Here is a 26,788-nt window from a genome sequence, read left to right as displayed (position 1 = left end):
TAACTAATTTGTGATCACTAAGGTTTTAAGTGTGAAAATTTAAGCGAAAAAAAAGAAAAATTTTGCCCAATTAATTTACTGAAATAGGCACACCTTCTACTTATTTTAATGCTATCGCTTTAAAATTTTTACTATATACTCCCGCCACTTCTTTTGAAGTGTATAGATTTAATTCTTGCTGATAATCAGCCCCTAGTTGGAATATTTATGAAAGATAAACTTATTGTGTTTTGGCAAAGCCATTCAGAAACTATCATCACTTTAGGTTACAAAGTGGTATTAGCGTTGGTTATTTTAGTTGCGAGCGCGCTTATTGCACGCTCGGTTAAAAAAGCGATTAAAAACTCTAAGTCGCCATTAAAAAAAGTAGACGAAACGCTACTACCGCTGTTATCGAGCATTGCGGGGTATTTAGTTTACATAATTGCTGGGCTGTTTATTTTAGATATTTTTGGCGTTAATACGGCAAGCTTAATAGCGCTAATGGGCGCAGCGGGTTTAGCGATTGGTTTGGCGCTTAAAAGCACCTTAAGTAATATTGCCGCTGGCATTATGTTACTAATACTTAGGCCATTTAAAATAGGCGATTTTGTAGATGCAAGCGGCACGCTAGGCACAGTAAAAGAAATAAACTTATTTACGACCATTTTTAAAACCACCGACGGCCTTTATATCGCATCGCCTAACGGTAAAGTGTGGGGCGGCAACATTAAAAACTTTACCCGTAATGGTAAAAGGCGCATGGATATAGTGGTGGGGATTTCGTACGCCGACTCTATTGATGTTGGCTTAAATGTACTTAAAGAACTCGCCGAATCAGAAAGCCGACTACTTGCAGAGCCTGCACCTAAAGTAATGGTTACTTCAATAGGCGAAAGTGCGGTGAACATTCAATTACGTGCATGGACGTTAAACGGCGATTACTGGCAAACTGTGTGGGATTTAAATAAACGCGTCAAAGAAGCTATAGAAGGTGCAGGGCTGAGTATTCCGTTTCCGCAGCGTACGTTGCATATATCTGAGTCGATGGCATCGGCAGTAACGGTTAATAAAGATATTTAAACACTATTAACATAAATAAAAATAGCGAGCCAAGGCTCGCTATTTTAGTTTCAAAAAATTTAACGCGCTAATTGAAAGTCGTATACTGAACCCAAATTAAGCAGTTGGGTTAACTCATCTAGTGCTTGGTAACTTTCGTTAAGTAAAGCAGGGTCAGCGAAGTCGTTTGCACCTAACTTATCGCGGTAGTTACGTTTAGCCCAATCACAAAGCTGGGTGTATTTAGTGTCAGTTAAAATAACCGCTGGGTTTACTGCACTTAGCTCTTGTTGGTTAAGGGCTACACGTAAACGCAGGCAGGCAGGACCACCACCATTTTGCATGCTTTGGCGCAGGTCAAAAAACTGTACTTGGTTTACTGGGTTATCGGCTAAAATCATTTCTTCAATGTAGGCGTTTACTGCGCTGTTACGTTGGCACTCTTGTGGCGCTACTAATAGCATTGAGCCATCGTCTAGGCTTACTAATTGGCTATTAAATAAGTAACTGCTTACTGCATCGCTAATGCTTACTTTGTCAGTAGGTACTTCAATTATGTATAGCTGTTTGCTGCCGGTGTAGGCATCGCGAATTTCTTGCAGGGCGTCTTGTTGGTTTAAAAATGCTTGCTGGTGGCAAAGTAGTACGTTTTCATTCCCTACTGCAATTACATCGTTATGAAACACGCCTTGGTCTATTACGTCGGGGTTTTGCTGCAGTAAAATTTGGCTCGATTCTTTTAAATTATGCAAACGACAAATAGCTTCTGAGGCTTCAAGTGTTTGCCTTGCAGGAAACTTAGCCGGTTTTGGTAGTTGGCTGTTAAAGGCACTTGCGCCAAATACGAACATTTCTAGGCCTTGCTCGCTGTGGCTGTCGCAAAGTCGGGTATGATTTGCAGCGCCTTCGTCGCCAAAAAAGCCTTGATCAGGTAAATGAGTATGGTGTGTAAAATAACTATCGTTATTAAACATGGCTTTTAGTAAGCGGGTAGTTGTAGCAGGCTCTAGGGAGCGATGAAACTTATTATTTAAATTAGCCGACGTAAAATGCACTTTGCCATCGAGTGTATCTGGCGAAGGTGACACAGTTGCTGCGTTTGCAGTCCACATTGCAGAGGCCGAATAACAGGCACGTAATAAAATAGGGTCTGCTTTAAATGCTTTATGAATGACTTGTGCGTCGTTACCGGCAAAGCCTAAACGACGAAGCACGTTTAAGTCGGGGCGTGCGTGAGGCGCAAACACACCTTGTGTTAGGCCTTTGTCGTGCATGGCTTTCATTTTTTCTAGGCCCTGTAATACGGCCTCTTGCGGGTTTGAAAAGCTTGTCGCGTTATTTAATGAGGCAACATTACCATACGATAAACCGGCATAGTTATGGGTTGGGCCCACTAATCCATCAAAATTCACTTCTAAGGCGCGCATACTTTTTCCAAAAATAATTAATATATAACAACAATACAACGCAATAGCTGCGCTTGCAAAGCGTATAGTCATTGGTTTTAAATATTTAATTTAATACGTTGTATTTAGTAGGAAGGTTTTATTTTATAGGCAGGGTGTAAAATTAAATAATGTACAAAAATGCAGTTGGGCTTATTTGCACAGCTTACGCTGCGTTTTTGTACATTACCGTGTTACTTAACATAGGCACGTTCTTTGTCGGCAGTAGTATGTGTATTGGTTGGCTCGTTTACCTGCCAAACGCTAATGTCTAAACGCCACAAAAGATAAAGGGTATGGTAAAAACTGATCATGGTTATTCCTTATTGAATCACTAAACACGTGTTTAATTAAGGAAGAATTGTGCCAATGTTAAGTTGAATATTTTATGAATATAAATCAGCTATTTAATTTATTTGCTTTATTTTGTGCAATTAAACTAGCACCAAAATAGGTAAAAATAGTCAATATTTGCACTTTTTTGGATCATAAAAACAACTCAGCCCTGCAAAAAGTAAGCGGGGCTGGTTGAAGTAAAATACAAGCATAAGCGTGTTTAACGACCAACTTGCCCTTTTACTATTGGTTTGAACGACATGACTTTAAATTTACCGTGGCTCTCGTTTTGACCATTACTTAATACTGGCGAATGATGTAGGTCGTTAACGGTAAAATATATTTTATGATCGGCGCCATAACTAAAGCCATCTGGCCAGCTTAAGCGCTCGTCTTTAAATAATACCTGGTATTTACCGCTTGGTTTTACTACGCCAATTGCTCCGTTGGTAATGTCGGTAACATACACGTTGCCGCCGCCATCAACAATAATACCGTCGGAAATGGGTTTAGTGCCGTAACGCGTTACTTTACTCTCAAGGGTGCTTGCGCTCAGGCTTTTATTGTTAATATCGCTGGTGGCAATACGGTAAACCGACGTGCCAGACATAGAGCCAAAGTAAAGCCACTGTTCGCTTGGGTCGAGTGTGATTGGGTTTACGCCTAAACGAGCTGGTTGGCCGCCTAGTTTCATGGTGCGCCCTTCAATGACCATATCGATGTTTTCGGCTGTGGTGTATTGGCTATTTTGTAATACTCTGCGCGCCTCACCTGTTTTTAAATTTACGGTAATAATAGCGGCTTGGCTGCCTTGTGCTGTGTCGGCAATGTATACAACACCGTGTTTATTATCGATGACTAAATCGTTTAAAAACGAGGTGTCGGTAATGGTGGGTTTAGCTAAGTAAATTATTTTATGCAGCTGCTCTTTATGGGTATCCCATCCGACTAAACGACCAGCATGATCAGGGCCTGATGTATCAAGCATCCATAATACGCCATCGGCTGATACATTTATGCCAAGTATATCGTAAAAGCCTTTGCCGTTTTTATACGCGTATGCCCATTCTTCATTAGGGTAGGGTTTGGTGGTGCCATCGTTTAATAGCTCCATAATTTTTTGTTTTTGGCCGTAAAAACCATGTACCGATAAAAACTTACAACCCGAGTGCGTAATAGCAATATTCCCCGGTGGGTGTTGCGCGTCGAATGTGGCTACTGTTTTTAAATCAGCATTTTGATTAGCGGTATTAGCAAACACACTGCTGGTTAAAAACGCGGTGCTGCAGGCTGCAACTAAAAGTATTTTTTTAATCTCGATCATGTTTAAAAGCCTTCTAAAACAAGTTTACCGCGTGATGTGTGCGATTCTAAAATTTGGTGCGCTTTATATAAATTAGCGGCGTTTATTGGGCCTAAATTTTGCCCAAGTGTGGTTTTAAGCGTACCTGAGTCTATAAGCTCACTAATTTCATTAAGTAAGGTGTGCTGCGCTGTTATATCGGCGGTAGTAAATAGCGAGCGGGTAAACATAAACTCCCAATGTACCGATATACACTTACGCTTAAATTTTAAAATATCGAACGATGTAGGGTCGTCTATTAGCGCAAATTTACCTTGGGGTTTAATACACTCCACTATTTGGTCTTGGTATTGGTCGGTATGGGTTAAGCCAATAACGTAATCAAACTCAGCTAAACCCAGCTCTTTGCGCTGCTCGTTTAAGTTTTTAGAATGATCGAGCACGTGATCGGCTCCTAACTCTTTAAGCCAAGTTACGCTTTGCTCGCGTGATGCAGTACCTACTACGTTTAGCCCAGTAAGCTGCTTGGCAAGCTGTACTAAAATAGAGCCAACGCCACCAGCGGCGCCAATAACTAAAATAGATTGCTGAGTATTTTGCTTATTTTTAGGCACTTGCAGGCGATCAAACAGCATTTCGTAAGCGGTAATACTGGTTAGCGGCAGCGCTGCGGCTTGTGCGTCGGTTAATGTTTTAGGCGCACGCCCTACAATACGTTCATCAACTAATTGAAATTGCGCATTACTGCCTTGGCGCGATAAATCGCCAGCGTAAAATACACGCTCCCCCACGTTAAATAACGAAACCGACTCGCCAACGGCTTTTACTATGCCTACGCCGTCCCAACCTAATACTTTGTGGCCTTGCTCTGGCGTTACATTGGCACGTATTTTTGTATCAACAGGGTTTACCGAAATAGCATTTACTTCAATAAGTAGGTCGTGCCCGGTAGCGGTTGGGGTATCAAGTTCAATTGCTTGTATAGAGCTTGCTGTAAGCGTTTTAGTGTTTTTGGTGTAGCCAAATGCTTTCATGTGGGTTCCTGATGATTTTAAGTACTTTTTAATATGTAAGCACTATAGCTCAGTTGAAAAATAGAAAAAGACATGAAAAACTAAAGCACTTTCAAATTTTAATTGAAAATATGCGATCATTTAACGATATTCAAACTTTTATAGATGTAGCTAGTTGCGCCAGCATTTCTGAAGCCGCACGGCAAAACGCGCAAACTCCAGCGGCGGTAAGTGCCGCTATTAAACGCCTAGAAAAAGATTTAGGAAACGTGCTGTTTATTCGCTCTACCCGCAGCTTACGCTTAAGTGTAGCGGGGGAGCAGTTTTTAAGTTACGCCAAAGATTCACTTTCGCTTATCCAACAAGGTGTAGCCGCAGTGCAAACTGCAGTAGGCGAAGTAACAGGGACGCTACAGGTATCGGCCCCCTGCGATTTGGGGCGAAATAAACTAAGTGAATGGCTCAATGAGTTTTTAGCGCAATATCCGCATGTAAAACTTAAACTGCATTTAAGTGACGAAGTAAGCGACATTTACAGCCAATCAATTGATATTGCGCTTCGCTTTGGCGTACCAAAAGATTCGCAGTTAATTGCAGCGCCGCTTTTTTTAAATAATGCGCGTATTTTAGTGGCCTCTCCTGAATATGTAGTAAACAATGGATTACTTACACACCCCCTTAATTTAACGCAGCATACCACCATTACCTTTATGCGTTTTGGTGAAGTGTTTAAAGAGTGGCGATTTTATAAAAATGGCGCGGTGCAAAAAGTGCAGCTAAATTGCCAACACATAGTAAACGATGGCGAAATGGTTAGGCGCTGGGCGCTAGAGGGCAAAGGCATTGCGTATAAGTCGTACTTGGATGTAATTGATAATTTAGCAAGCGGGCAACTCGTTCATTTATGCCCAGAGTGGCAAAGCGATCCGCTACCGCTTTATATGATGTACGCTGACCGGCGCCAAATGACCCCGGTGATCAGCGCATTCAGGGCGTTTATTCAACAAAAAATAACCGCGTTAGTTGGCTAACTCATCATCGCTTTTAGTATGTAAATCGTTTAATACTAAATCAAGTAGTTGCATAAGCTGTTTGGCTTGTGTGGGGTCTACACTTTCAAACTTACATAGTATATTTTTTGGAATATCAGCGGCGTCGTTTTTAAGGGCTTGCCCACTGTGGGTAAGCTGAATTAGGCGTTTACGCTTGTCGTGTTCGTCTTTAATAACAGCTAGCAGAGACTTTTCGGTCATTTTTTTGAGTATTTGGGTCATAGCGCCGCCATCAATAGCGGTTTTATCTATTAGCTGCGCGATGGTTATTTCGTCTTGCTCCCACAGCGCCATCATTACTACATACTGCGGATACGTTAAATTAAGTGCAGCTAAAGGCTCACGGTAAGCGCGTGCAATGCTATTTGATGCCATATATAGCCTATGACACAGCTGATTTTTTAATTTTAATTGCTCAAACGACATACCTAACTCCCAACGCGATAATACCTTTAACTCAAAAAAACATTTTAATTTGCATGCAAAGTATTTGCAATCTCTAATTACTTACCCTATTATTTTGCATGCAAAATAAATTAATTGATAAACTTTGGAGTTCACTATGAATGTATTACAAAACGTTGCCTACACAGCAAAAGCAACTGCAACCGGTGGCCGTGAAGGTGTAGCTAAATCTGACGATGGCCGTTTAGATGTGAAGCTATCAACCCCAAAAGGGCTAGGTGGTGATGACGGACAAGGCACTAACCCAGAGCAGCTATTTGCAGCAGGTTATGCAGCGTGTTTTATTGGCGCACTAAAATTTGTAGCAGGTAGCGAAAAAATTGCGCTACCAAGTGATACACACATTAATTCTGAAGTATCTATTGGCGCAATTGAAGGCGGTTTTGGCATTGCAGTTAAATTAGCGGTATCACTAGGTGATATGGATAAAGCAGCAGCGCAAGAGCTGGTAAATAAAGCACACCAAGTATGCCCATACTCAAACGCTACACGCGGGAATATTGAGGTGGAACTTTCGGTTATTTAGTTAACTGATTACTTAGCATTGTAATAGCCCAGGGGTTTTGCCACTGGGCTTTTTTTGTGCGTTGCAATTTAGCTGAGTTTCCACGCTTATAAATAAATATACGAAAAATCGTATATTCACTATTTCATATATTCTTGTTTTGTTTTATTGTATGCACACTAACTAAACGAGGATGCTATGGAACAACTCAACCCACTACAATTTTACAAGTGCTTAGCCGAGGATACGCGCTTAAAAGCCATGTTATTAATTAGCCATGAGCAAGAGCTATGTGTGTGTGAGCTTGTTGCTGCGCTTGAACTTAGCCAACCTAAAGTATCGCGCCATTTAGCGCAGCTTAGGCAATGTGGCTTATTAAGCGACCGTAAGCAAAATCAATGGGTGTACTACAGCATTAATAAAGCCCTGCCAGAGTGGTCTCTTAGCGTAATAACACAAACACGAAACGAAAATTCTTCGTTTTATAACGACGATTTAAATCGACTCAATGCAATGGGTAATCGCCCAGAGCGTGCAGCAAGCTGCTGTTAATTAAGCAAATTGATATAACTTTACGAAAGGTATTTATTATGACAATTAAAGTAGGTATTAACGGCTTTGGCCGTATGGGACGTTTAACACTGCGCGCGGCATTAGAATGGCCAGAAGTAGAATTTATTAAAGTAAACGATGTTGCTGGTGATGCTAAAACACATGCCCATTTATTAGAGTTTGACTCAGTGCATGGGCGTTTAGCGCACAGCGTAACAGCAAACGAACATAGCTTTAGTGTGGGTAAACACACTATTGCGGTTACCAATAACAAAACTATTAACGACACCGATTGGTCTGATTGCGATGTAGTAATAGAAGCCAGCGGTAAAATGAAAACCACTGAGTTGTTAAATCAATACTTAGCACAAGGTGTTAAGCGCGTTGTGGTAACCGCACCAGTAAAAGAAGACGGCATTTTAAATGTGGTTATGGGCGTTAATGATAATTTATATAACCCAGATGAGCACAAAATTGTTACAGCGGCTTCGTGTACGACTAACTGTTTAGCGCCTATTGTAAAAGTACTACAAGAAAAAGTAGGCATTCAGCACGGCTCAATGACCACTATTCACGATATTACCAATACCCAAACTATTATTGATGCGCCACATAAAGACTTACGCCGTGCTCGTTCGTGCGGGACAAGTTTAATACCCACCACAACAGGTAGCGCAACAGCTATTACGCATATATTCCCTGAGCTAAAAGGTAAGTTAAATGGCCACGCCGTGCGCGTACCGTTAACTAACGCATCAATTACCGACTGTGTATTTGAGCTTGAGCGTGGTGTAACTGCAACTGAGGTAAATGAATGGTTTGCTCAGGCGTCTAAAAACGAGCTTGCAGGTGTATTAGGCTACGAAGAAAAACCGCTGGTATCGATTGATTACAAAACCGATCCACGTAGTAGCATTATTGATGCACTCTCTACCATGGTTATTAATAATACACAGCTTAAATTATACGCTTGGTACGATAACGAATGGGGCTACGCTAATCGTACCGCCGAGCTTATGCTTAAAGTTGCTAAAAGCGACTTGGTTTAACCATTTATAAGGTTTAAAGGGCTTTAACCATGTTTGAGCAGCTTGCTAATTTACCTACAGCAATAAAACAGTATTTAATTATTACCGGTAATTATTGGGCATTTACCTTAACCGATGGGGCACTGCGTATGCTGGTGGTGCTGCATTTTCATCAGTTAGGGTATGGTGCGTTGGCTATTGCCATGCTGTTTTTGTTTTACGAAATTTTTGGTGTGATCACCAATTTAGTGGGCGGTTGGTTAGGTGTCAAACTTGGGTTAAATAAAACTATGAATATAGGCTTAGGGCTGCAAATTGTTGCCTTAGGCATGCTGTGTGTACCGGGTGATTGGCTCACAGTTGCGTATGTCATGGTAGCGCAAGCACTAAGTGGTATTGCAAAAGACTTAAATAAAATGAGCGCCAAAAGCGCGATTAAGTATTTAGTTCCTCAAGGCGACAGCGGGCAAGCGCAATTATATAAATGGGTTGCTATTTTAACGGGGTCTAAAAACGCACTTAAAGGCGTAGGCTTTTTTTTAGGTGGCTTGCTATTAAGTTTATTTGGGTTTATTGGCGCTTTAGTTGGGCTTATTGTATTACTCAGCATAGCGTGGGTAATAAGTTTAGTGTTTTTAAAAGGCGACATGGGTAAAGCTAAAACTAAACCTAAGTTTAAAGAGTTATTTTCAAAATCTCGTGCAATTAATTTACTCAGTGCAGCGCGTTTGTGCTTATTTGCAGCGCGTGATGTGTGGTTTGTGGTTGCATTACCGGTTTATTTAGCGGCTCAGTTTAAGTGGGATCATTGGTGGGTAAGTGGGTTTATGGCAACGTGGGTTATTGCTTACGGACTAGTGCAATCTCAGGCACCACGTATTACAGGACACAGCCAATCTCATAAACAAGCAAGTGCCACTGCATATTGGTGGGTGGTGTTACTGAGCATGGTTACTTTAGTATTAGCCGTTTTAATGCAACTTAACTTAGCGGTACACATAACCTTAATAGTTGGGCTACTTATTTTTGGGGCTGTGTTTGCAATTAACTCATCGCTACACAGCTTTTTAATTGTAAGTTTTGCTAAAGACGATGGGGTGTCGTTAGATGTGGGCTTTTATTACATGGCCAATGCAATGGGGCGTTTATTAGGGACTGTGTTGTCTGGTTGGGTATTCCAAGTTTATGGATTAAGTGCCTGTTTGTGGGTGAGTGTGGTGCTATTACTAAGTGCCTCAGTGACGACTGCTTTTTTAGCCAAGCGTTAAAACTCAACGTATTGTATTAAATTAAATTTTGTTAACGGTTATCGATAGCTTGATTAATAAAATCGTCTAAACTGTATTTGTAGTTTAAACAAAGGGCGGGTCAATGCGAGAAATATCGTTAGCAAAAAAACTACTGTGGATTACAGTAGGCAGTATATTTATAACAGTTTTGGTGCTTTCTAGTGTTTTGTGGTGGCAGCTATCATCAAGCAACGATGAGCTATCAACCCAGTCAGAAAAATACATAGTAGCAGAGGTTGAAGAAAAGCTAAGTGCTAATGCGGCTGTATATGGTGAAAGAATTGCAGGGTTTATTAACGAGGCATACCGTGTCCCTTTTTCTCTCGCTGCCATATTAAGTGGCACGGCGGGTAATGATGCACTTAGTCGCGAATCCGTTGTTAATCTTAATCAATCCATATTAAATAATAATGAATCGCTTTCTTCCATCTACTCCCAGTTTGAAGTAAACGGTTATGATTCTAAAGATACTCAATTTACAAGCGGCTACAGTCACTCTGTTGATGGTGCTGGTACACTCGAAATTTATTTTACACGTAGTAAAGCAGGCGTGGTTGAGCAGCAAGTTGTAGACGACCCTGCCGAAAAATATTTCACTAAGCTTAATGAATTTGGCCTGCGAGAGTCTGAATGGTATTTGTGTGCTAAAGACAACGTTAAGCCCTGTATTATGGAACCCTACCTATACGAAATTAAGCCAGGCAACTCAGAAATGATGACGTCTCTTACGGTTCCTATTGTCAAAGATGGTCGGTTTGTTGGTATATCTGGCGTTGATTTAACGTTACCGGTTTTTCAAGCGTTAACAGAGCAGCTTTCAAAAGAGCTTTATAATGGTCAAGCTAAGGTAACATTATTAAGTGATTTTGGTTTAATAGTAGGCAGTAGCCACTACAAAACCAAGCTTGGCCGACCTTACAAAGAAGCCATGTCATCCACGATTACCAGTAAAGTTGAAAAGGTACGAGGTGAAAACAATCTTTTAAAAGCGGATGACACTTACCTGGTTAATTACCCCATAAATATAAAGCTTGCAGACACTCAGTGGTCGCTTATTATTGAAGTACCTGCAAATTTAGCACTGGCTGGCCCACAAGCTTTGAGCGAAAATATGCAAAGCACCGCAGCAGCATTGGGCACTATTATTTTAGTAACCGGCTTAATTATTGCGGGTGTTGCTTTTGTAGTTATGAAATTTGTTGTAGCAGGTGTTATTGCCCCACTTGAACAAATACAAGAACGCGTTGATAACCTAGCCAGTTCAGAAGGCGACTTAACACACACTTTACATGTAGACAGCCATGCCGAACTAATTGCGCTGGCTGGTGGTTTTAACCGCTTTTTAACCAAATTACGCGACCTAATTGTTGAGCTTAAAGCCGTATCAGATCAGACTAAGCAACAAGGCGAAATTGCCCAGCATATAGCCATCGACACAAAACATAATGTGCAGGCGCAGTTTAAAGAAATAGAAAGCGTTGTTACCGCTATGAACGAAATGAGCGCAACGGCACTTGAAGTCGCAAGAGCGTCTGAGCAATCGGCGCAGCAAGCTGACGAAATTAACGGCTTAGTGGTAAGCAGTGAGTCGAGCTTGTCGTCGGCTATGACGCAAGTTAAAACCATGTCTGAAGAAATAAAAGAGGCAAACCAAGCGGTTGAAAAAGTAGCCACGCGCAGTAAAGACATAACGCAAATTTTAGATGTGATCAGAACTATTTCAGAGCAAACTAACCTACTGGCACTCAATGCAGCCATTGAAGCTGCACGTGCTGGAGAACACGGTCGAGGTTTTGCCGTTGTTGCTGATGAAGTAAGAGCACTTGCCTCTAAAACACGTTCATCTACTGATGACATTAGCAACCTTATAGACAGCCTACTGCATGAGGTTGGCAATGCTTCCACTGTAATAGAAAAAGGCGTTGTAAGAGCACAAAACGCGGTTGACGAAACCTCTGTTGCTTTTGACGCGCTGCACAGTGTGGTTGTAAAAGTGGATGAAATAACTAATCAAATTACGCATATTGCAACAGCCGCTGAAGAGCAAAGCCTAGTAACAGAGGAAATAAACCGTAATTTAACGCTTATTTCTGATGCAGCTTCTCAGTTATCTGGTTTATCTTCACAGGCTGGCGACAGCAGCGAAGTTCTCAATAAGCTAGTTGCTCAACAAGATAGCGAACTCAATAAGTTAAAAACCTAACAGGTACATAATTTCTAAAAATAAAAAACGGCGGTAATTACATTACCGCCGTTTTTTTTGCCATTAATTGAGCTAAAGGGTTTAGAGCGTTTTCATAATTTTAAACATTTGATCGATCATAGGTTGTGCAAGCTCTTCAACACCCGGGCGGTTAAAATAGCCGCGTAGGCCTGTAAATTGCACTTTAAAAAAGCGGGCGTAGTCTTTTGGGCTAACCTCGCCTTTTAGCTCTTCACGCGCAATGGCTTGTGCAAATAAATCGCTTAAATAGGCTTCAAATTTATCTGATAAATCAAGGCTCAATGAATACAAACAGCTGTCTTCGTCGGCAAATTCGCAATTTGCTTTTACCAACATACAAATAGCGCTCGGGGCATTTTTTTTATCTTTAATAATCACGTTTTCAACAAACGTTTGTAAACCGCCAATAATAGTAGGTGACGCCAATAAACAGGCTTTTATTTGGTCTTCTATTTGAACGGTATAATTTTTTAAAGACTCAATATAAAGCCCTTCCTTTGATCCAAACGCAGAATAAATACTGCCTGGGCGCATATTAATTGCATCTTGTAGATCACGAGTAGAAGTGGCGTTAAACCCCTTTTCCCAAAATAGCTGACTGGCAAGGCGAACAACCTTCTCGCGCTCAAACTTTACTTTATTGACCATGCTGTTTCTCAATTAATTTGAACATTCGCTCAATTTTAACTTGAGCAATCGCTCAAAATCAAATAGTATGTATTTTGACGTTACATAAACAACTCATTTTTGGAGCTAACAATGGCAGAATTTACTTTATACACAGCAGAAAACGCACCTGAAGAATCAAAACCTTTATTAGCCGATTCAGTTGCTGCATTTGGCATGCTACCTAATTTACATGCAGTAATGGCTGAAGCACCAACGCTATTAAAAGGTTACCAAGTACTGCACGACTTATTTCAAAAAACATCGTTTAACGCAGAAGAGCTAACAGTAGTATGGCAGTCAATTAACGTTGAGCATGAGTGTCATTACTGTGTGCCAGCGCACAGCGCAATTGCCGCTTCAATGAAAGTTGACCAAGGTATTGTTGATGCACTAGTAAACAAAACACCACTTGCAGATGCAAAACTAGAAACACTACGTGAAACAACACTGGCTATGACGCGCGAACGTGGCGTAATTAGCGATGAGCAAATTGAAAAGTTTTTTGCAGCCGGTTACGGCCAACAGCAACTACTAGAAATTATTGTAGGTTTATCGCAAAAGGTAATGAGCAACTACACTAACCACCTAGCAAATACGCCAGTGGACGAACCATTTAAAAAATTCGCAAAATAATCGTGTATTAATTAACAAAAAAGGCAGCGGGGCTGCCTTTTTTGTACTGTAAACAATGATAGCTATTTAAATTTAACGGCTTGATTGCTACGTGTATAAATACGTGACTCTGGTTTAGTCCATTCACCTTTTTTTAAGTAGGAGGTAGACACAACTAACTTTCCATCTTTTAAATCACTGGTCGACTTCACTTTAGTAATACCTTCTTTACTACCAGTAACCTCCTCGTAAGCAACAAATTGCGTAGAGCTGAGTACTTTTATAGTGCCTTTTGTGTAAAAACCGGCTGTTGTAAAATAATAAAAAACCAATGACTCTTTTTTACTATCGTAAAAAATCATCGACTCGCCACCATATTCACCCTCATTAATAGAGTGCTTTGTTCTTATTGCCTTACCATTAAGCGCACGCTCCCATAAGCCCACGTCTTGAACGGGTTTAGCGCCTGGTGCAACATCAAAATCGGCCTGCCACGACCCTAAATAAGGCTGAAATACACTGAGGTGTTTATCAAGTTTAAGTGGTTGTTCTTTTGCGTGGGTTGTAAAAGCTAAAAAGCATAAAGTACAAAGGAGCGCTTTAAAATATGTCATAATTATTCTCTTATTATTTGAACTGATACAAACTAGTATAGGCGATAATTACTTGATAAAGAAAACCTTAATAATTCTATCCTTATTTTTTATATTCATATTATGGGTTGCACATTTTAAATGGGGCATAACTATTTTTGCGCCTACTTATATAACGGTTATTAGTGCCATAACATTTATTATGTATGCGTGGGATAAACAAAAAGCTAAGCAGTCGGTAAATAAAAAAGTAAGCCGCACGAGCGAACGAACTCTTCATTTATTAGCACTATGTGGAGGGTGGCCCGGAGCGTTAATTGCTCAGCAATTATTGCGTCATAAATCACAAAAAAAGCGTTTTATAACGGTACTTTGGGTGTGCATTTTATTAAATATAGTTTTACTGATAGGTGGGTATATTTTTTTATGCGCTCAATGCCTTTTATCTTTATAGTTAAAGGCATTAAGCGTAAATCGATAATAACTGGTATTAATTGGCGCTTTGGTCTGCGGCAATTTGATCTAACTCCACAGTTAAAATTGTTTTTTTATCAACAACAACCCACTTTCTGTAGGTAAGGTAACCTGCTTTGGTAACTTCTATATCGTACTTACCTTCTTTTAATTCCATGGCGTCTTGGTAAACAGGGGCAATATTCATAATGCGCACGCGTGCATCAGCAGGGTTGGTAATAACGGTTAACGAAATTGGTGCATTTTCTTCGACTACCTCATTAACAGGCTCTACTGACACTTGCTCAGTTTCTTGAACAGGAGAGGTGGTTGAACAACCAGTTAAAATTAGCAATAGTGCCAGTGCGCTTAACTTTTTCATAGGTACTCCATAAAATCATTTAGTAGTGTTCAATTTCACGAAATATCATGGAGGACTATCAACAAAAGGGGGGTACTCGCTCGTCTTCCTTGACTTTCGTTTGTTTAAATAACAAATCGGCCTACAGTTTAATATGTATCCAGCCTAGGTTCAATTATTGTTGTTAATTAATCAAAATTAAACATAAAAAATATACAAACGATCCGCAATTAAATTATTAGTAGGGACTCACATTATTATCACGCTCAAAGTTTAAATTAAACTGGCCTTTACAAGTGATAGTAAAAATAGCGCGTTGCCAATTTTCCACTTCGTTTTTAATTGCATGGTCAAATAACGTTTTAAATAACTCAGTTATATTCTCAGATACAGCAATTGCATGCTGTGTTTCGTCATCTGCTTTTATAAAGTTGGCTTTGCATTCAAGTATATTGTTGTTTTCGCAGTCTAAAATAAGGTGTGCTTCAAGCCATGGCTCTTTTATTTGTTGATAAAGGTACTGACCTAGGTGTTGCGGGATGTTTTTAATATCGGGTTGCATGTGCTGTCCTTAGCGTTTTATTTGTGCTAAATCATCAAGTGATTCATCGGGTTTTAAATAATTGAGGAGTTCTTGCTCATCAATAGGGCCTGTGATTTCTTCATCTAAGATTTCGTCGTCATCCCAATAACTTGAAATGGTATAATCGATATTCGAGCCTATTTTTTTCGTTTTCATATATGTTGAATAAAAAGTATCCCAGTATTTATTATCTATTTCATGCCACCAATCACCAAAACCACCTATGTTATCAACATCGCGAGATAAGCCTCTTAAGTTGCCAGCAGAGCTTGCAATTCCTGTAAGGTGGTCTTTTTTAGCTTTTTCAAAGTGTTCAAGCGCATTCTGAGCGCCGCGTTTTATATTTGGAGCACCTCGAAGTTGCCATTGCTTAAAGTTATCTATGTTTAAAGTCGGATTTTTTTGCAACTGAAGTTCAAACTCATTCATTCCGGCTTCAAGCGTTTCAACAATTTCCTGATAACTATCCACGTAAAGTTTGATGTAGTCTATTGAAGTAAACTTCCTCTCTAGAAGTGTTTTTTTTGAATTTTTATTCATTATATTGCATCCGGCCAATTAGTTAGTTTTGGTTGTATTTTGTCACCATTGATTAAACCAGGTTTGATAAATATCTGTGTTTCAGCTCCTTTTAAATAAAAGTTACTACCTTCAAACTCTTCATATTTCTGCCCAGCTACACCGCCAACCCATACTTTTTCATCTTGCTCTAGTATGTGCTCAATATAGTGACCATTGTCATTCCATGAATCTTTAACTGCATAATTTTCTCGCCACTGCGCTTTTGACTTAGGCAATTCAAAGGCCCAGTAGGCGCCAGAGCTTTGACGAGTTGCTTCAGATGTACCTTCGTCAATAACACGATAAATCTTTGTTCCTTTTGGAAGTGTGTCCGCTTTTAAATCGGTGAAGTTTTCAAAATTGTCCCCATATCTTAAATCAGGCCATCCTTCATCTATTTTGCCCAAGCTATTTTCATCTAGTTTCTTTAATCCTTTAAAGTCATCAGGCATTATTCCTTCATTTGCCCCAAGAGGCCTCCCGTTTGGCGTTAGTGTATAGCTATCGGGCCACTCGCCATTTTGCTGGCCATGGGGATGATGGCGTTTAAAAATAATGGGGGAACTGCCAATTGCTTTTACACCTTCTTTAATTTTATAAGGTAGCTCTATGTCATTGGCATCTAACTCCGTAGTTTTGGCTTTTACGGGCTGGCCGGTATTACCTCTTACAACACGACCTTTGGCATTACTTAATAACGCTTCGTCAACGTAGCCTTTAATACGATTAATGCCTTGCTGTATTCCTGAGTCTACTTTAGTTTCAAACTGTTTTAATTTAGTTAAGCTATTTTCAATAGATTTAATGGCGTGATTATCTAACATTTTACGAATTAACCAAGAGTCTAAGATAGACTCAAGTGCTTCTTTAATTGTGCTAATTTGATTTTTAACAGCTTTTGTTGAATCTTGAGTGAGTTTTGACCAGTCCAGATTTTTAAGAAACGCGTGTGGATCGCCTTTACCTAGTTTTCGCAATACAGCAAAGGCTGCATCGAGTGTTGCCCCAATATTTTTTATAATGACTTTTAGAGTGCCTTTTAATGCACTTCCAAGAATTGGGACTAAGCCAATAGCTGTTAAAGAAAGTGCTAGCCAGCCGTCACTGTCATTGCTTTCGTCATCATCACTTAAGACCATAATATTTGCGCAGATATCACGACAATCCATTAACTGATCAATAACGGGGATCATAGATATAACGCTACCCACTACTATTTGGGAGGTACTTGGGTTTCTATTAAAATCGCCTTGCAGCGCTCCCCAAAGCCAATTGCCTGATGTTGCGGCTACGTTATTAGCTTCATCAAGTAAAGCAGTGTTGTTAGTTTCAATCATTTTTACCGCTTGTTGCGGTGTTATTTTTCCATAAAGCGGGTTTGGTTTGGTGTTATCTTGAGGTTCATACGCGCGCGTATCTTCCCCGTATTGAACAGTAAATTGCCCATTTGGTACGTCGGTTAATTGCGCTATACCTTCTTCATCTAGCTGGCCTGTGATTTGTGTTCCATCATCAAATTTAATTGTATAAGGTGCGTTTTTTACAGGGCTACCATCTTGATAAACGTATTCTAAATCAACAACGCTTGGGGTGGTTGATGCTACACCAGCATCACTTATGTTTATATTATTAACACGACTAATGTTGGCAGGGCTTGCGTTACTTGGTGCCCGCGCGGTTTGTGGGCTGGTTATGTCATAATCAACCGGGCCATCAAAGGTTATAAATGTGCCATCAAGTGTGAGTACATTTGTTGCAGTAATTTCAACATTACCTTGGCTGTCGAGTTTTATCTCGCCGCCTGCGTTGTGAATAATTAAATCGCCTTGGCCGGAGCCGGTAATATTAATACTGTTATTGGTTTGTAAAAATGTAGAGCCATTAGGCACATTAAGCTTTAAATCGCTATTATCAGTTTTAAGACGTATGTCGCTTTGGGCATTTATTTTTAGTGCACGACCAGCAAGTAACGACAGCTCTTGATCGCTTTCAACACGTGTGTTTTTACTACTGAAAGATTGATTACCTGCGCTTTGATAATTTATGTGGCTGTTATTGGTAGTTTGCTCAATGTTATTTTTTACATCAATAAATTGATTGTTTTTAATTACAAATTGCACATTACTTTGTTCGGTTTCAAGGCATAGGTCGCGCCCAGCGTGTAAATTAATAGTACCGAGTTGGCTTATCCATTCAATAAACTGTCGGCCAGATTGTTTAGCGTTGAGCTCTATATAATGTTCACTTGCAAGCGTTTGCAAAATGACTTTAGGTTCGTTTTGATCGTCGTCAAATAAAAGTTCGTTTTGGGCGGCGCTTAAAAGGCGGTTATGTGTTGGGTTGGCTGCTGTTACTACACTTGGCTGGTCGGCATTTAGTGCAAATCCCATTATAAATGTGTTGTTGGGGTCGTTATTAATACACCCAATAAGTACCTCTGAGCCACCGACCAGTGGGAAGTGCCAGCCAGTGGCTTGAGGTTGGTTTTGACATGCATATAGCGCCAATTTTTTTAATGCAGGGCTTGACTGAGTTAATGGCCGTGCTGTTTTGTCAAAGTCGGTACGTGTTCTATATTCGCCATGTTCATCTACAAATGCGTTACCCGTTAATGACTCAACTTTGGCTGCAAAAACCATTGGTTTAGCTGTGTGCTCCACAGGCATTGGTTTAAAGGGCGTACCGCGCTCAATAAATTGTGCAACACAATGATAATGTGTTTCACCGTCATGGCTGCTTTCGTCATTTGCTTGATTTAGCGTGTGTTCTACTTTTATACAAAGCAAATCGCCGCTGGCAAACCCCATTTGATCGTCAAGTGAGATTGAGCATCCTGCAAATACATCTGATACGTTACCTGTTAAGGTAATTACCTTGTTATGTGTACCTAATGCGTTACTAAAATTTTGTGCTTGTAATGCAGCTTGGCTAGGTGTTTCTGCTACGGGCTCAAAAAACGATTGGCTATTGCTGGCTACTTTTTGAAATTGCCCACGTGCATTACTTATTGCTGCATTATTAGATATGCTTTGTTTTACTTCACTGTGCATAAATCCAAAAAAACTATTGTTGTAAAGCGCGTTCATACCACCGGTCGCTTTTACCTCAAGTACGCCTGTATTTAAGTAGGGACTATTTAAATTACTGTCACTTATTATCAAGGTTTCGGTGCTTGTATCGCTTTCAATCCAATAAAAAAGGCCATGTTGAGATATTAGCCTATTAAAAAATGACCAGTCACTTTCCATTGCTTGAACGCATTGTGCTACTTGAGGCAAAACTGAACTTGTTCTAAATACAATTTGCCCTGCTGAATAGCCTGCCTTGTATGCTAAGTGTGTTAGTACGTCTTGTATGTTAACTGATATAAACACTTTGCTATTGGCCGTGTTTTTTAATGTTGAGAGCCGGTCTTGTACGGTAATAGCAAAACGATAAACCTTATTAAATGCACCTAAGTTGGTAACAGATGTAATTAGTCCTGCTTGTTGTCGGTATTGATTTTTTTTATTTACAAAGATGACATTGGCGTTAGCTAATAAATTATCAGATTGGAGGTTTTCTGAGGACTCTACGGTTATTGAGTAATAAAAACCTTGATTAAGTGTTTCGTGGCCTTGTAGGTGTGTAACGTTAAGGTTTTTATCGTTAACCTTTAAAAAAAAACTAGCCTTACTCACAACGTTGCAATCCTTGCTCAGTAAAAATATCCGCTAAACATACCTGTTTGCAAACTTTTGATCAATAAAATAATAATATATATGTTTATTTTATTATCCCGTTTTTTAGATTGTTTCAAAAATAGGGATTGTTGTTTATTGTTGCAAAATATTGATTAATTTTTGTTTTTAGAGTTTTTATTCTATTTATTTTAAGTTTTTATTAATGTTATTTATTAAGATTTATATAGGTTGACAATGCCTGTTTGGAGTTTGTATTATTGCGTTTATTAAATGGACAGAATGCTAACCTTGTACTACGAGGTTAAATAAAATTGATGACAAGGAGCTTGTTATGAATAGAAAAGAGTTTATAAATCAAATAAATAGCTTGTACTCTTTGGCTTGGTCAATGACTACAAGTGTATCCTCCTTACTTGATCAAGTGGGTATTCCTGCCCATCGTGTTTTTTCAGAAAAGTCCATGGAGCATTTTTTCTTTTTTTTAAATAATCCCCCAGTTGACAATGAAAAAGTTACTTTAATTAATGGTGATGTATCTATTTATATTAAAGAACTTTCTTTAATAAATACTAAATTGATTACATCTATAGATGATGTGGTTACTCAGTCTTTATTAGTTGAATCGCAAGAAAAAAGTAAATCAAAACGTTTTTTAGGGTTGTTTAAAAGTGACAAGTGGTCTGATTGTGCGAACGATAGATTTAATAAAGTAATTTGCCCAGTTTACGAAGCTAATCTGTGCAGAAACTAATTTTAATTTAAATAAAAATAATTATGAGGTAAATATGCGCTTTATTATAAAGGTTATAACGAGCTTTTCATTGTGTTTTATTTTAGCCGGTTGTATGAGTACTAACGTAAGTTTAGATGTTAAAGCAACAGATAATTTAAACTTAAACCAGTTTGATGAGGCTTTACCTGTTGTATTAAAAGTTTATCAATTGTCTGATATACAAACATTTAAAACAGCCACGTTTGAAGAATTGTGGAAGTCTGATAAATCAGTATTAGCAAATAGTTTGATTACGTTAGAAGAGCGCACAATTCACCCTTCTGAAAAGTCTGAAATTAAGTTTGAACAAGCCGAAAATGCCAAATTTGTAGCGATTGTTGCATTATTTAGAGACCGCAATGGGGATAATTGGAAAGCATATTATCCGCTAGCAGATGGACCGGTTAAGTTATCTACCTCATTAGATGTGTTAGTAACTAACAATGAAGTGCAACTACCTGGTGTGGATAAGGCCGAGTAATGAACTTAAAAGCTCCCGCTAAGCCTGTATGGGCTGAAGGTGTATTGCTGGCTCAGCAACATTTTCAGTTATTTGATGATTACCACGATCAGAGTCAAATTGTACGCCATGCACTTACATCACCTTTAGCCTTTGGGTTAGAGCACTTTGCTATTGACGAATCGTCTCTTGCTAGAGGTATTTTAAAAGTAATTAGCTTTAAACTCCTGCTAGAGAATGGCCGTTTATTAGATTTTGATCGTCAGCAAAATGAAGAGCTAAAGCTGGAGCTCGATAGCTCACATGAAGATAGCGTTATTTATATTGCTATAGCTGCAAATAAAACGGTGAGTAATATAGAAGGTTATTCAGCAAGTGGCCAATTAAGCGCTTACGAGGCTGATTATATTGATTTAGAAGATAACCACGATGCGTCACGTAGTCGAGAAGTATTAATTGCTAAACCTAAATTTATACTGTTGTCTGATTCTGACGTTAAAACCTATTTTGATACGGTTGCCTGTTTAAAAATAACGCGTGCAGATGATGGGTCATTTATTTTAAATAAGCAGTTTGTACCGCCTTTATTAAACATAACGGCATCGTCTTATTTAACTGAATTATTAAATAGAACGGCAAACTTAGTTAACGCAAAAGTAAACGTGCTTTTAAGCCGGCGCAAAAATTATGGTTCGGTGACCGACTTTGGCCCAAATGAAATGAATACATTTTTACTGCTAAATGCCATGGCGCCGTCGGCTAAGCGGTTAGATCACCTTAAAAACCTTGCCTTAGTTCATCCTGAACGCTTGTATTGCGAATTGGTTGATTTAATTAGTTCAGTTTCAATGTTTGAGCACAGTGATTTAGTTAACCAGGTGCCACCTTATCAGCATAAACATTTAAGCAATGTATTTGGTCAATTAGATGAGTTGTTAACACGTTTACTCGAGGGCGTAGTGCCTAAGAAAATGGTGGGGCTTAAACTCGAAAAAACTTCAAATGCAATTTACCAAGTGGCAACTATTGATTCTGCAACTTTTACCAATAATGACTTTTATCTTGCCGTGTATTTTGAAGCAGAAGACACAAAATGGATTGAAACCTTTAGTGAGCAGGTAAAAGTAGGCGCAAGCGAAAAACTCGATATTATGATTTCGTCGGCATTGGCTGGTGTTCAGCTAACACATTGCCAGCGCCCTCCTAATAAGCTGGCTATAAAAAGCGGTTATGAATACTTTAGGCTTGAATCACATGGGTTTATTTGGCAACAAATTATTGAAGAGCAGTCACTCAGTTTATTTGTGCCATTTGGATTACAAAGTGCACAAATAGAAATTGTGACCGTTGCACGCAGTTAACGTTGAGTTGAAATTATGCAAGAAAAACAACAAGAGCAAGATTTAGTCGCGTGCATCTCTCCGGTGATCAATGCACTCACTCCTTTAAAACTTAAGCAGTCTACAACTGTTGAGCTAGAAGAATTTAGAGAAAGCTTATTAGCTAGCTTTGACGAATACGAACGTAATTGCTATTCGCAGCAAGTGACAACCAGTTTAATGCAAGAAGTTAAATTTGCCCTTACGGCAATGTGCGATGAGTTTGTAATGAGCTCGGGTGCACATTTTAGAATGGACTGGATGTCGCGCCCTCTGCAGCTTGAATTTTTTGGTAATAACCGGGCAGGGGAAGAGTTTTTTGAGCGCTTAAGTAAGTTACGAACAGGGGGAGAACAAAAACTCGCTGCCCTAGAAGTTTACTATATTTGCTTGCAACTTGGTTTTGAAGGTATTTACAAAGTTAAGGGTATTGAGCAATTAAAAGCGTTAATTGTTGATATTAGGGCACAAATTGAAGACATAAAAGGCACTCCAAGTGCTCAGCTTTCTGAAAACGGTGTACCTGCAGAAGGGTTTGCAATGAAGGTGGGTCGTAATATTCCTTATTGGGTTATTTTATCAATTTGTCTGGGATCGATTGCCTCTTTATTTGCTGGATTCCATTACGTTATCAGTAAGCAAGCAACCCAAAGTACACAAACAATAAATAACCAAATTGAAGTGCTGACTCAGCTCAACAAAACCAACGAAACACGATAGGTAATACAATGCAGGGAAGAGTTAATAAAAGCGGTTTAGTCCATTTTTTACTGGGCTTAGTATCATCGCGTGCAACGGGTCAGTTAATTGGGTTAATTGCCGTTTTAAGTATTGTGTGGTTTGCCGGTCGTATGGTGGGTTTAGACACCACTGACAAAAAGCTTATTGCTATGGGTGCCGTTACCGCTGTTTTTATACTGTTTATTTTTATTCGTTGGTTATGGACTAAACGTTCTGGTGATAAATTAGCGTCTGAGCTTGCGAGTCATAATGCGGGTTCTAGCGCTGAACTTGATGAAATAAAAGATAAAATGCAAGAAGCATTGGGGTCTTTAAAAGCGTCGCATTTAGGGGCTGGTTATAGAGGTAACACAGCATTATATGCATTACCTTGGTATATGATCATTGGCCCTTCTGCAGCAGGTAAAAGTACTTTATTTGCAAACTCAGGGTTGCATTTTCCTTATTCTAACTCAAGCGAACTGCATATTCAGGGCTTTGGTGGTACACGTAATTGTGATTGGTGGTTTTCAGATCAGGCCATTTTAATTGACACTGCAGGGCGTTACACCACAGAGCAATCTGAAAACAAAGAGTGGTTATCTTTTTTATCTTTACTTAAAAAATACCGTCCTAAATTACCTATTAATGGTGTGATGGTCGCTATTAGTGTGGCAGATGTTTTAACGTCAGATAGCGAAGAAATTCGTCAACATGTGAAGCTTGTACGCGAGCGTATTGAAGAGTTAATTACACAGCTAGGTGTTATTTTTCCTGTGTATATTACCTTCACAAAAACTGATTTAATTAGTGGTTTTGAACCCTTCTTTAGTGACCTATCTGAACAAGAACGCGAGCAAGTGTTTGGTGCCTATTTACTTGATATTAGTGAAGATCAAAAAAATGATCCGGCTGAAATGTTTGAAGTTCGAATGCAAGACCTGTACGAACGTTTATGTGAGCAACGCTTAAGCAAAGTTGCACGCGAAAGAAACGAACATCGTAAGCAACTTATTTTAGATTTTCCTAATCAATTTAAATCAGCGTCCACCAAGCTTACAGAATTTGTAAACTTATTATTTAAATCTAACCCGTATCAAGAGGTTCCTTGGTTTGCAGGTGTTTACTTTACATCAGGCACACAAGAGGGAACGCCAATAGAACGCATAACTAATGGGGTAAGAGATCAATTTGGTGCTGTAATTGTTGAGCAAAAACAAGAAAGCATTACGCAAAGTTACTTTATTAACCGTGTTTTTAACGATGTTATTTTTAAACTGCAAGATTTAACTCGTGGAAATAGAAAAAAGCGTCTTGTTGGGCGTTGGTTAAAAGGGTTAACCGTTACATCAGGGTTAGCCTCTATTGCAGCAATTACGGCTTTATTAATTACGTCTTACACGAGTAACCAGTTATTACTAAACCAAGGTGAAGCGCGTGTTAAAGCCGTTGTTGAAGCCAGTGTAAATAAAGCAAAAGATGAGCAAAAGTTAGCTGCTACGCTCGCATTGTTCGATCATTATGGCCAATTGCGCAGTTACGAAGATTCACTACCTTGGTATTTTATTTTTGGAATATACGAAGGCGACGAAACACTTGATAGCGTAGCTAATGTTTTGTTTAACCAAATGAACCAGCTTATTACTTATCCGGGTGAAGAGCGTTTACTTACTCAAATAAAGCAATACGAAACTCAGTGGTTAGAAAATGAAGATGAGGCAAAAGCAACCATTCGCCAAGCCTATTATGATGCATTAAAAATGCACTTAATGATGAGCACTAATCCTGAAAATATGTCACCTGAATTTGCAAAAGAGCAGTTACTGAGCTTTATTGCCGAACACTTTAATATTGATATAAACGCCGAAGAGCAAGCACCTATTTATACTCAACTGAGTAGTTTAGTTGATATGTATCTAGCAAATATGAGCAGTGACATTGATCAGCCTGGAAACATTGTATTTTGGCAATCTAACGAAACCTCTATTGCGTTAGCGCGTGAAAACCTAAACACCCAGCCTGAGGCATTCCCGTTATATCAACAAGTTATTACAAGCTTTGCTGAGCGTAAAAAGCCACTACTTTTAAATAACTATATGGCTTCTAAAAATCGTGATGTATTCAAAAGTAAATACAAAATACCTTACGTGTACACAAATTTAGGCTGGGAAGAATATGTTTTTCCAGAAATTAAACGTATTTCTCGTTTAGTGTTTTCTGGCGATTGGGTTATGGGAACAAGTAATGACTCGGGCCAAAATGTGGTAGATGAAGCTCAAGCTGAAACACTCGCTAAAGCAATGCGCGCCTATTACTTTAAAGATTATGGCAATACGTGGTTTGAGTTTCTTGATAGCGTGAAAATACCTGCTTTTAAAGATTTAAATGACGCCAGTATCGATTTTGCGCGTCTTTCGTCAATGGACGGCCCTTTTAATGACCTAATGAAATTAGTAAGTGACAATATCACACCTGCCGATGCGCCACTTAAAAGCCAAGCATCAATTGGTAAAACAGCGTCAGATGTTGCTAATAAATTAGCGCTTAACACGCCAACTATTACGCAGATCAGTACTGTTAGAGCGCCAGAGCTTGAAAGTCGTTTTGCTGATTTAAGACGTTTTGCACAGGCCAACGCTCAAGAAAATTCATCAGACTACTTAAGGCAGTACATTAGTTCGTTAAGCAGTATTCATTCTGACATTAAAGCAATGGCCGCCAGTAATGAAGACGACGCGCAAGCGATGATCTTTGCTCAAGAGCTACTGTCTGGTAATAGTCAAAGTAATGCATTGCAGTCGTCGTGGATCATTATTGAAAGCCAAACTCGGGCGCTTGACCCGCAAACTAAAGAAACGTTAGACGCCTTATTTAAAGCACCGCTTCATGCGGGTATTGCAACGATTATGGCTAAAGCCCGGACTCAGTTAAATCAAGAGTGGGAAAACCAAGTTTATACCATGTATAACAGCAGCTTAGCTGGCAAGTATCCGTTTAATTTAACGGGGCCTGATGCGGCAATTGCTGATGTTTCAGAATTTTTAAACGCTGAAACGGGTGTTTTATGGAGCTTTATAAATACACAACTTAAACCGTTTATGAAAGTTCGTCGTGGTGTTTGGGAAGAAAAACAATGGAATGGTGTTGGCATTGGTTTTAGCCCTCAATTATTAGATGGGTTAACGAGGGCAACCAAGGTAACGCGTTCGTTATTTGTAAATGGAGCGGATAGCGCAGGGTTTACTTTTCAAATGATGCCAGTGCCTGTTAGGGGTATTCGTGAAACATACTTAGGCTTTAGCGAGCAGGGCTATCGTTACCGAAATGAACCAGAAGAGTGGCGTAACTTTTCATGGCCAGGGCGCGGTGCTGCAGAAAAAGCAGTGTTGTATGGCCTTGATAATAAAGGGCGCAGAATCTCAATTGCACAAGATGGGCCATGGGCGTTATTAAAAGTGCTTAATTCAGCCAATGTTAAATGGATTAAAGGTACTGAATTTTTAGCAACATGGGAGTTAAAAGATAAATCTGAAGAGCCGCTTACGGTGCAGTTTTCTCTTAAGTCAGGACGCAACAGCGGCATATTTTCTAAATACATGCTTACGTCGTTTGCACTTCCTAGCAACTTGTTTTCACAAACGCCAACGTTGGCTCAATCGCAGTCGCGAACGATGCAATAGGCGGCTGAC

Annotated in this window: 24 protein-coding genes; 14 read left to right on the top strand and 10 right to left on the bottom strand. The window is 39.5% G+C overall.

The genetic code is table 11. The features are described 5' to 3' along the window. Nucleotides 1-207 precede the first annotated feature (207 nt). On the top strand, nucleotides 208-1,062 hold the full coding sequence (locus AC27I2_RS18690; protein ID WP_487205145.1) for a mechanosensitive ion channel family protein: 855 nt from the start codon (nucleotides 208-210) through the stop codon (nucleotides 1,060-1,062). 59 nt (nucleotides 1,063-1,121) lie between these two features. Here the strand turns inward: AC27I2_RS18690 and astB are convergent, their stop codons facing one another. From astB to AC27I2_RS18675, 3 genes are all read right to left on the bottom strand, one after another. Continuing rightward, nucleotides 1,122-2,468 (bottom strand): N-succinylarginine dihydrolase, encoded by a 1,347-nt coding sequence (astB, locus tag AC27I2_RS18685; RefSeq protein ID WP_487205144.1) that lies wholly within the window; start codon nucleotides 2,466-2,468, stop codon nucleotides 1,122-1,124. A gap of 574 nt (nucleotides 2,469-3,042) precedes the next feature. Next, on the bottom strand, nucleotides 3,043-4,146 hold the full coding sequence (locus AC27I2_RS18680; RefSeq protein WP_487205143.1) for an L-dopachrome tautomerase-related protein: 1,104 nt from the start codon (nucleotides 4,144-4,146) through the stop codon (nucleotides 3,043-3,045). 2 nt (nucleotides 4,147-4,148) lie between these two features. Then, nucleotides 4,149-5,159 carry a zinc-binding alcohol dehydrogenase family protein gene (locus AC27I2_RS18675; protein WP_487205142.1) on the bottom strand — a complete coding sequence of 337 codons (1,011 nt, stop codon included), beginning with the start codon at nucleotides 5,157-5,159 and terminating at the stop codon, nucleotides 4,149-4,151. Nucleotides 5,160-5,269: 110 nt separating this feature from the next. Between AC27I2_RS18675 and AC27I2_RS18670 the strand changes: the two genes are divergently transcribed. Next, entirely contained in the window at nucleotides 5,270-6,169 is a 900-nt protein-coding gene (locus tag AC27I2_RS18670; RefSeq protein WP_257903656.1) for a LysR family transcriptional regulator, read from the top strand. On the opposite strand, the gene AC27I2_RS18665 is transcribed toward AC27I2_RS18670, so the two are convergent. Next, nucleotides 6,158-6,616, bottom strand: coding sequence for a MarR family winged helix-turn-helix transcriptional regulator (locus AC27I2_RS18665; protein ID WP_487205141.1), 459 nt, complete (start codon nucleotides 6,614-6,616; stop codon nucleotides 6,158-6,160). The genes AC27I2_RS18670 and AC27I2_RS18665 overlap by 12 nt on opposite strands. A 136-nt stretch (nucleotides 6,617-6,752) precedes the next feature. Here AC27I2_RS18665 and AC27I2_RS18660 point away from each other — a divergent pair, with 136 nt between their 5' ends. The 5 genes from AC27I2_RS18660 (at nucleotide 6,753) to AC27I2_RS18640 (ending at nucleotide 12,232) form a co-directional block, all read left to right on the top strand. Beyond that, nucleotides 6,753-7,181, top strand: coding sequence for an organic hydroperoxide resistance protein (locus AC27I2_RS18660; protein WP_058404760.1), 429 nt, complete (start codon nucleotides 6,753-6,755; stop codon nucleotides 7,179-7,181). Nucleotides 7,182-7,358: 177 nt separating this feature from the next. Further along, nucleotides 7,359-7,712, top strand: a complete 354-nt coding sequence (locus AC27I2_RS18655; protein ID WP_487205140.1) for a metalloregulator ArsR/SmtB family transcription factor — start codon at nucleotides 7,359-7,361, stop codon at nucleotides 7,710-7,712. A gap of 38 nt (nucleotides 7,713-7,750) precedes the next feature. Next, the gene (locus AC27I2_RS18650; RefSeq protein ID WP_487205139.1) at nucleotides 7,751-8,761 is read left to right on the top strand and encodes an ArsJ-associated glyceraldehyde-3-phosphate dehydrogenase; all 1,011 of its coding nucleotides are present in this window, start codon (nucleotides 7,751-7,753) and stop codon (nucleotides 8,759-8,761) included. A 29-nt stretch (nucleotides 8,762-8,790) separates the two neighbouring features. Next, nucleotides 8,791-10,008 (top strand): organoarsenical effux MFS transporter ArsJ, encoded by a 1,218-nt coding sequence (arsJ, locus tag AC27I2_RS18645; protein WP_058404757.1) that lies wholly within the window; start codon nucleotides 8,791-8,793, stop codon nucleotides 10,006-10,008. Between the two features lie 103 nt (nucleotides 10,009-10,111). Beyond that, nucleotides 10,112-12,232 carry a methyl-accepting chemotaxis protein gene (locus AC27I2_RS18640; protein WP_487205138.1) on the top strand — a complete coding sequence of 707 codons (2,121 nt, stop codon included), beginning with the start codon at nucleotides 10,112-10,114 and terminating at the stop codon, nucleotides 12,230-12,232. Nucleotides 12,233-12,313: 81 nt separating this feature from the next. Here the strand turns inward: AC27I2_RS18640 and AC27I2_RS18635 are convergent, their stop codons facing one another. After that, nucleotides 12,314-12,901 (bottom strand): TetR/AcrR family transcriptional regulator, encoded by a 588-nt coding sequence (locus AC27I2_RS18635; protein ID WP_219423301.1) that lies wholly within the window; start codon nucleotides 12,899-12,901, stop codon nucleotides 12,314-12,316. A 111-nt stretch (nucleotides 12,902-13,012) separates the two neighbouring features. Between AC27I2_RS18635 and AC27I2_RS18630 the strand changes: the two genes are divergently transcribed. Then, entirely contained in the window at nucleotides 13,013-13,555 is a 543-nt protein-coding gene (locus AC27I2_RS18630; RefSeq protein WP_058404755.1) for a carboxymuconolactone decarboxylase family protein, read from the top strand. Nucleotides 13,556-13,617: 62 nt separating this feature from the next. Here the strand turns inward: AC27I2_RS18630 and AC27I2_RS18625 are convergent, their stop codons facing one another. Beyond that, nucleotides 13,618-14,148: a hypothetical protein gene (locus tag AC27I2_RS18625; RefSeq protein WP_487205137.1), complete on the bottom strand. Its 531-nt coding sequence runs from the start codon at nucleotides 14,146-14,148 to the stop codon at nucleotides 13,618-13,620. A gap of 181 nt (nucleotides 14,149-14,329) precedes the next feature. Between AC27I2_RS18625 and AC27I2_RS18620 the strand changes: the two genes are divergently transcribed. Then, nucleotides 14,330-14,581 carry a DUF1294 domain-containing protein gene (locus AC27I2_RS18620; protein ID WP_487205160.1) on the top strand — a complete coding sequence of 84 codons (252 nt, stop codon included), beginning with the start codon at nucleotides 14,330-14,332 and terminating at the stop codon, nucleotides 14,579-14,581. A 36-nt stretch (nucleotides 14,582-14,617) separates the two neighbouring features. On the opposite strand, the gene AC27I2_RS18615 is transcribed toward AC27I2_RS18620, so the two are convergent. The 4 genes from AC27I2_RS18615 to AC27I2_RS18600 all read right to left on the bottom strand — a co-directional run bounded on the left by AC27I2_RS18615 (nucleotide 14,618) and on the right by AC27I2_RS18600 (nucleotide 19,765). Then, entirely contained in the window at nucleotides 14,618-14,962 is a 345-nt protein-coding gene (locus AC27I2_RS18615) for a PEGA domain-containing protein (RefSeq protein WP_487205136.1), read from the bottom strand. Between the two features lie 217 nt (nucleotides 14,963-15,179). Further along, the gene (locus AC27I2_RS18610; RefSeq protein ID WP_487205135.1) at nucleotides 15,180-15,503 is read right to left on the bottom strand and encodes a DUF600 domain-containing protein; all 324 of its coding nucleotides are present in this window, start codon (nucleotides 15,501-15,503) and stop codon (nucleotides 15,180-15,182) included. A 9-nt stretch (nucleotides 15,504-15,512) separates the two neighbouring features. Then, nucleotides 15,513-16,064: a hypothetical protein gene (locus AC27I2_RS18605; protein ID WP_487205134.1), complete on the bottom strand. Its 552-nt coding sequence runs from the start codon at nucleotides 16,062-16,064 to the stop codon at nucleotides 15,513-15,515. Next, a complete protein-coding gene (locus tag AC27I2_RS18600) occupies nucleotides 16,064-19,765 on the bottom strand; it encodes a contractile injection system protein, VgrG/Pvc8 family (RefSeq protein ID WP_487205133.1) in 3,702 nt (1,233 codons plus the stop codon). Before AC27I2_RS18600 ends, AC27I2_RS18605 begins: the two co-directional genes overlap by 1 nt. 334 nt (nucleotides 19,766-20,099) lie before the next feature. Between AC27I2_RS18600 and AC27I2_RS18595 the strand changes: the two genes are divergently transcribed. From AC27I2_RS18595 to tssM, 5 genes are read left to right on the top strand one after another with little or no spacing between them, the layout of a single operon-like run. Then, nucleotides 20,100-20,519 (top strand): hypothetical protein, encoded by a 420-nt coding sequence (locus AC27I2_RS18595; protein WP_487205132.1) that lies wholly within the window; start codon nucleotides 20,100-20,102, stop codon nucleotides 20,517-20,519. Nucleotides 20,520-20,553: 34 nt separating this feature from the next. Next, nucleotides 20,554-21,021 (top strand): type VI secretion system lipoprotein TssJ, encoded by a 468-nt coding sequence (tssJ, locus tag AC27I2_RS18590; protein WP_006792567.1) that lies wholly within the window; start codon nucleotides 20,554-20,556, stop codon nucleotides 21,019-21,021. Beyond that, a complete protein-coding gene (gene tssK / locus AC27I2_RS18585; RefSeq protein ID WP_487205131.1) occupies nucleotides 21,021-22,361 on the top strand; it encodes a type VI secretion system baseplate subunit TssK in 1,341 nt (446 codons plus the stop codon). The genes tssJ and tssK overlap by 1 nt, the downstream gene beginning before the upstream one ends. Nucleotides 22,362-22,376: 15 nt before the next feature. Further along, on the top strand, nucleotides 22,377-23,099 hold the full coding sequence (icmH, locus tag AC27I2_RS18580) for a type IVB secretion system protein IcmH/DotU (RefSeq protein WP_487205130.1): 723 nt from the start codon (nucleotides 22,377-22,379) through the stop codon (nucleotides 23,097-23,099). A gap of 8 nt (nucleotides 23,100-23,107) precedes the next feature. Then, nucleotides 23,108-26,779 carry a type VI secretion system membrane subunit TssM gene (tssM, locus tag AC27I2_RS18575; RefSeq protein ID WP_487205129.1) on the top strand — a complete coding sequence of 1,224 codons (3,672 nt, stop codon included), beginning with the start codon at nucleotides 23,108-23,110 and terminating at the stop codon, nucleotides 26,777-26,779. Nucleotides 26,780-26,788: the final 9 nt, after the last annotated feature.

The organism is Pseudoalteromonas sp. NH0006-46 (assembly GCF_057547735.1).
The sequence above is the reverse complement of the archived record's forward strand: the minus strand, read 5'-3'. Positions and strand labels throughout refer to the sequence as shown.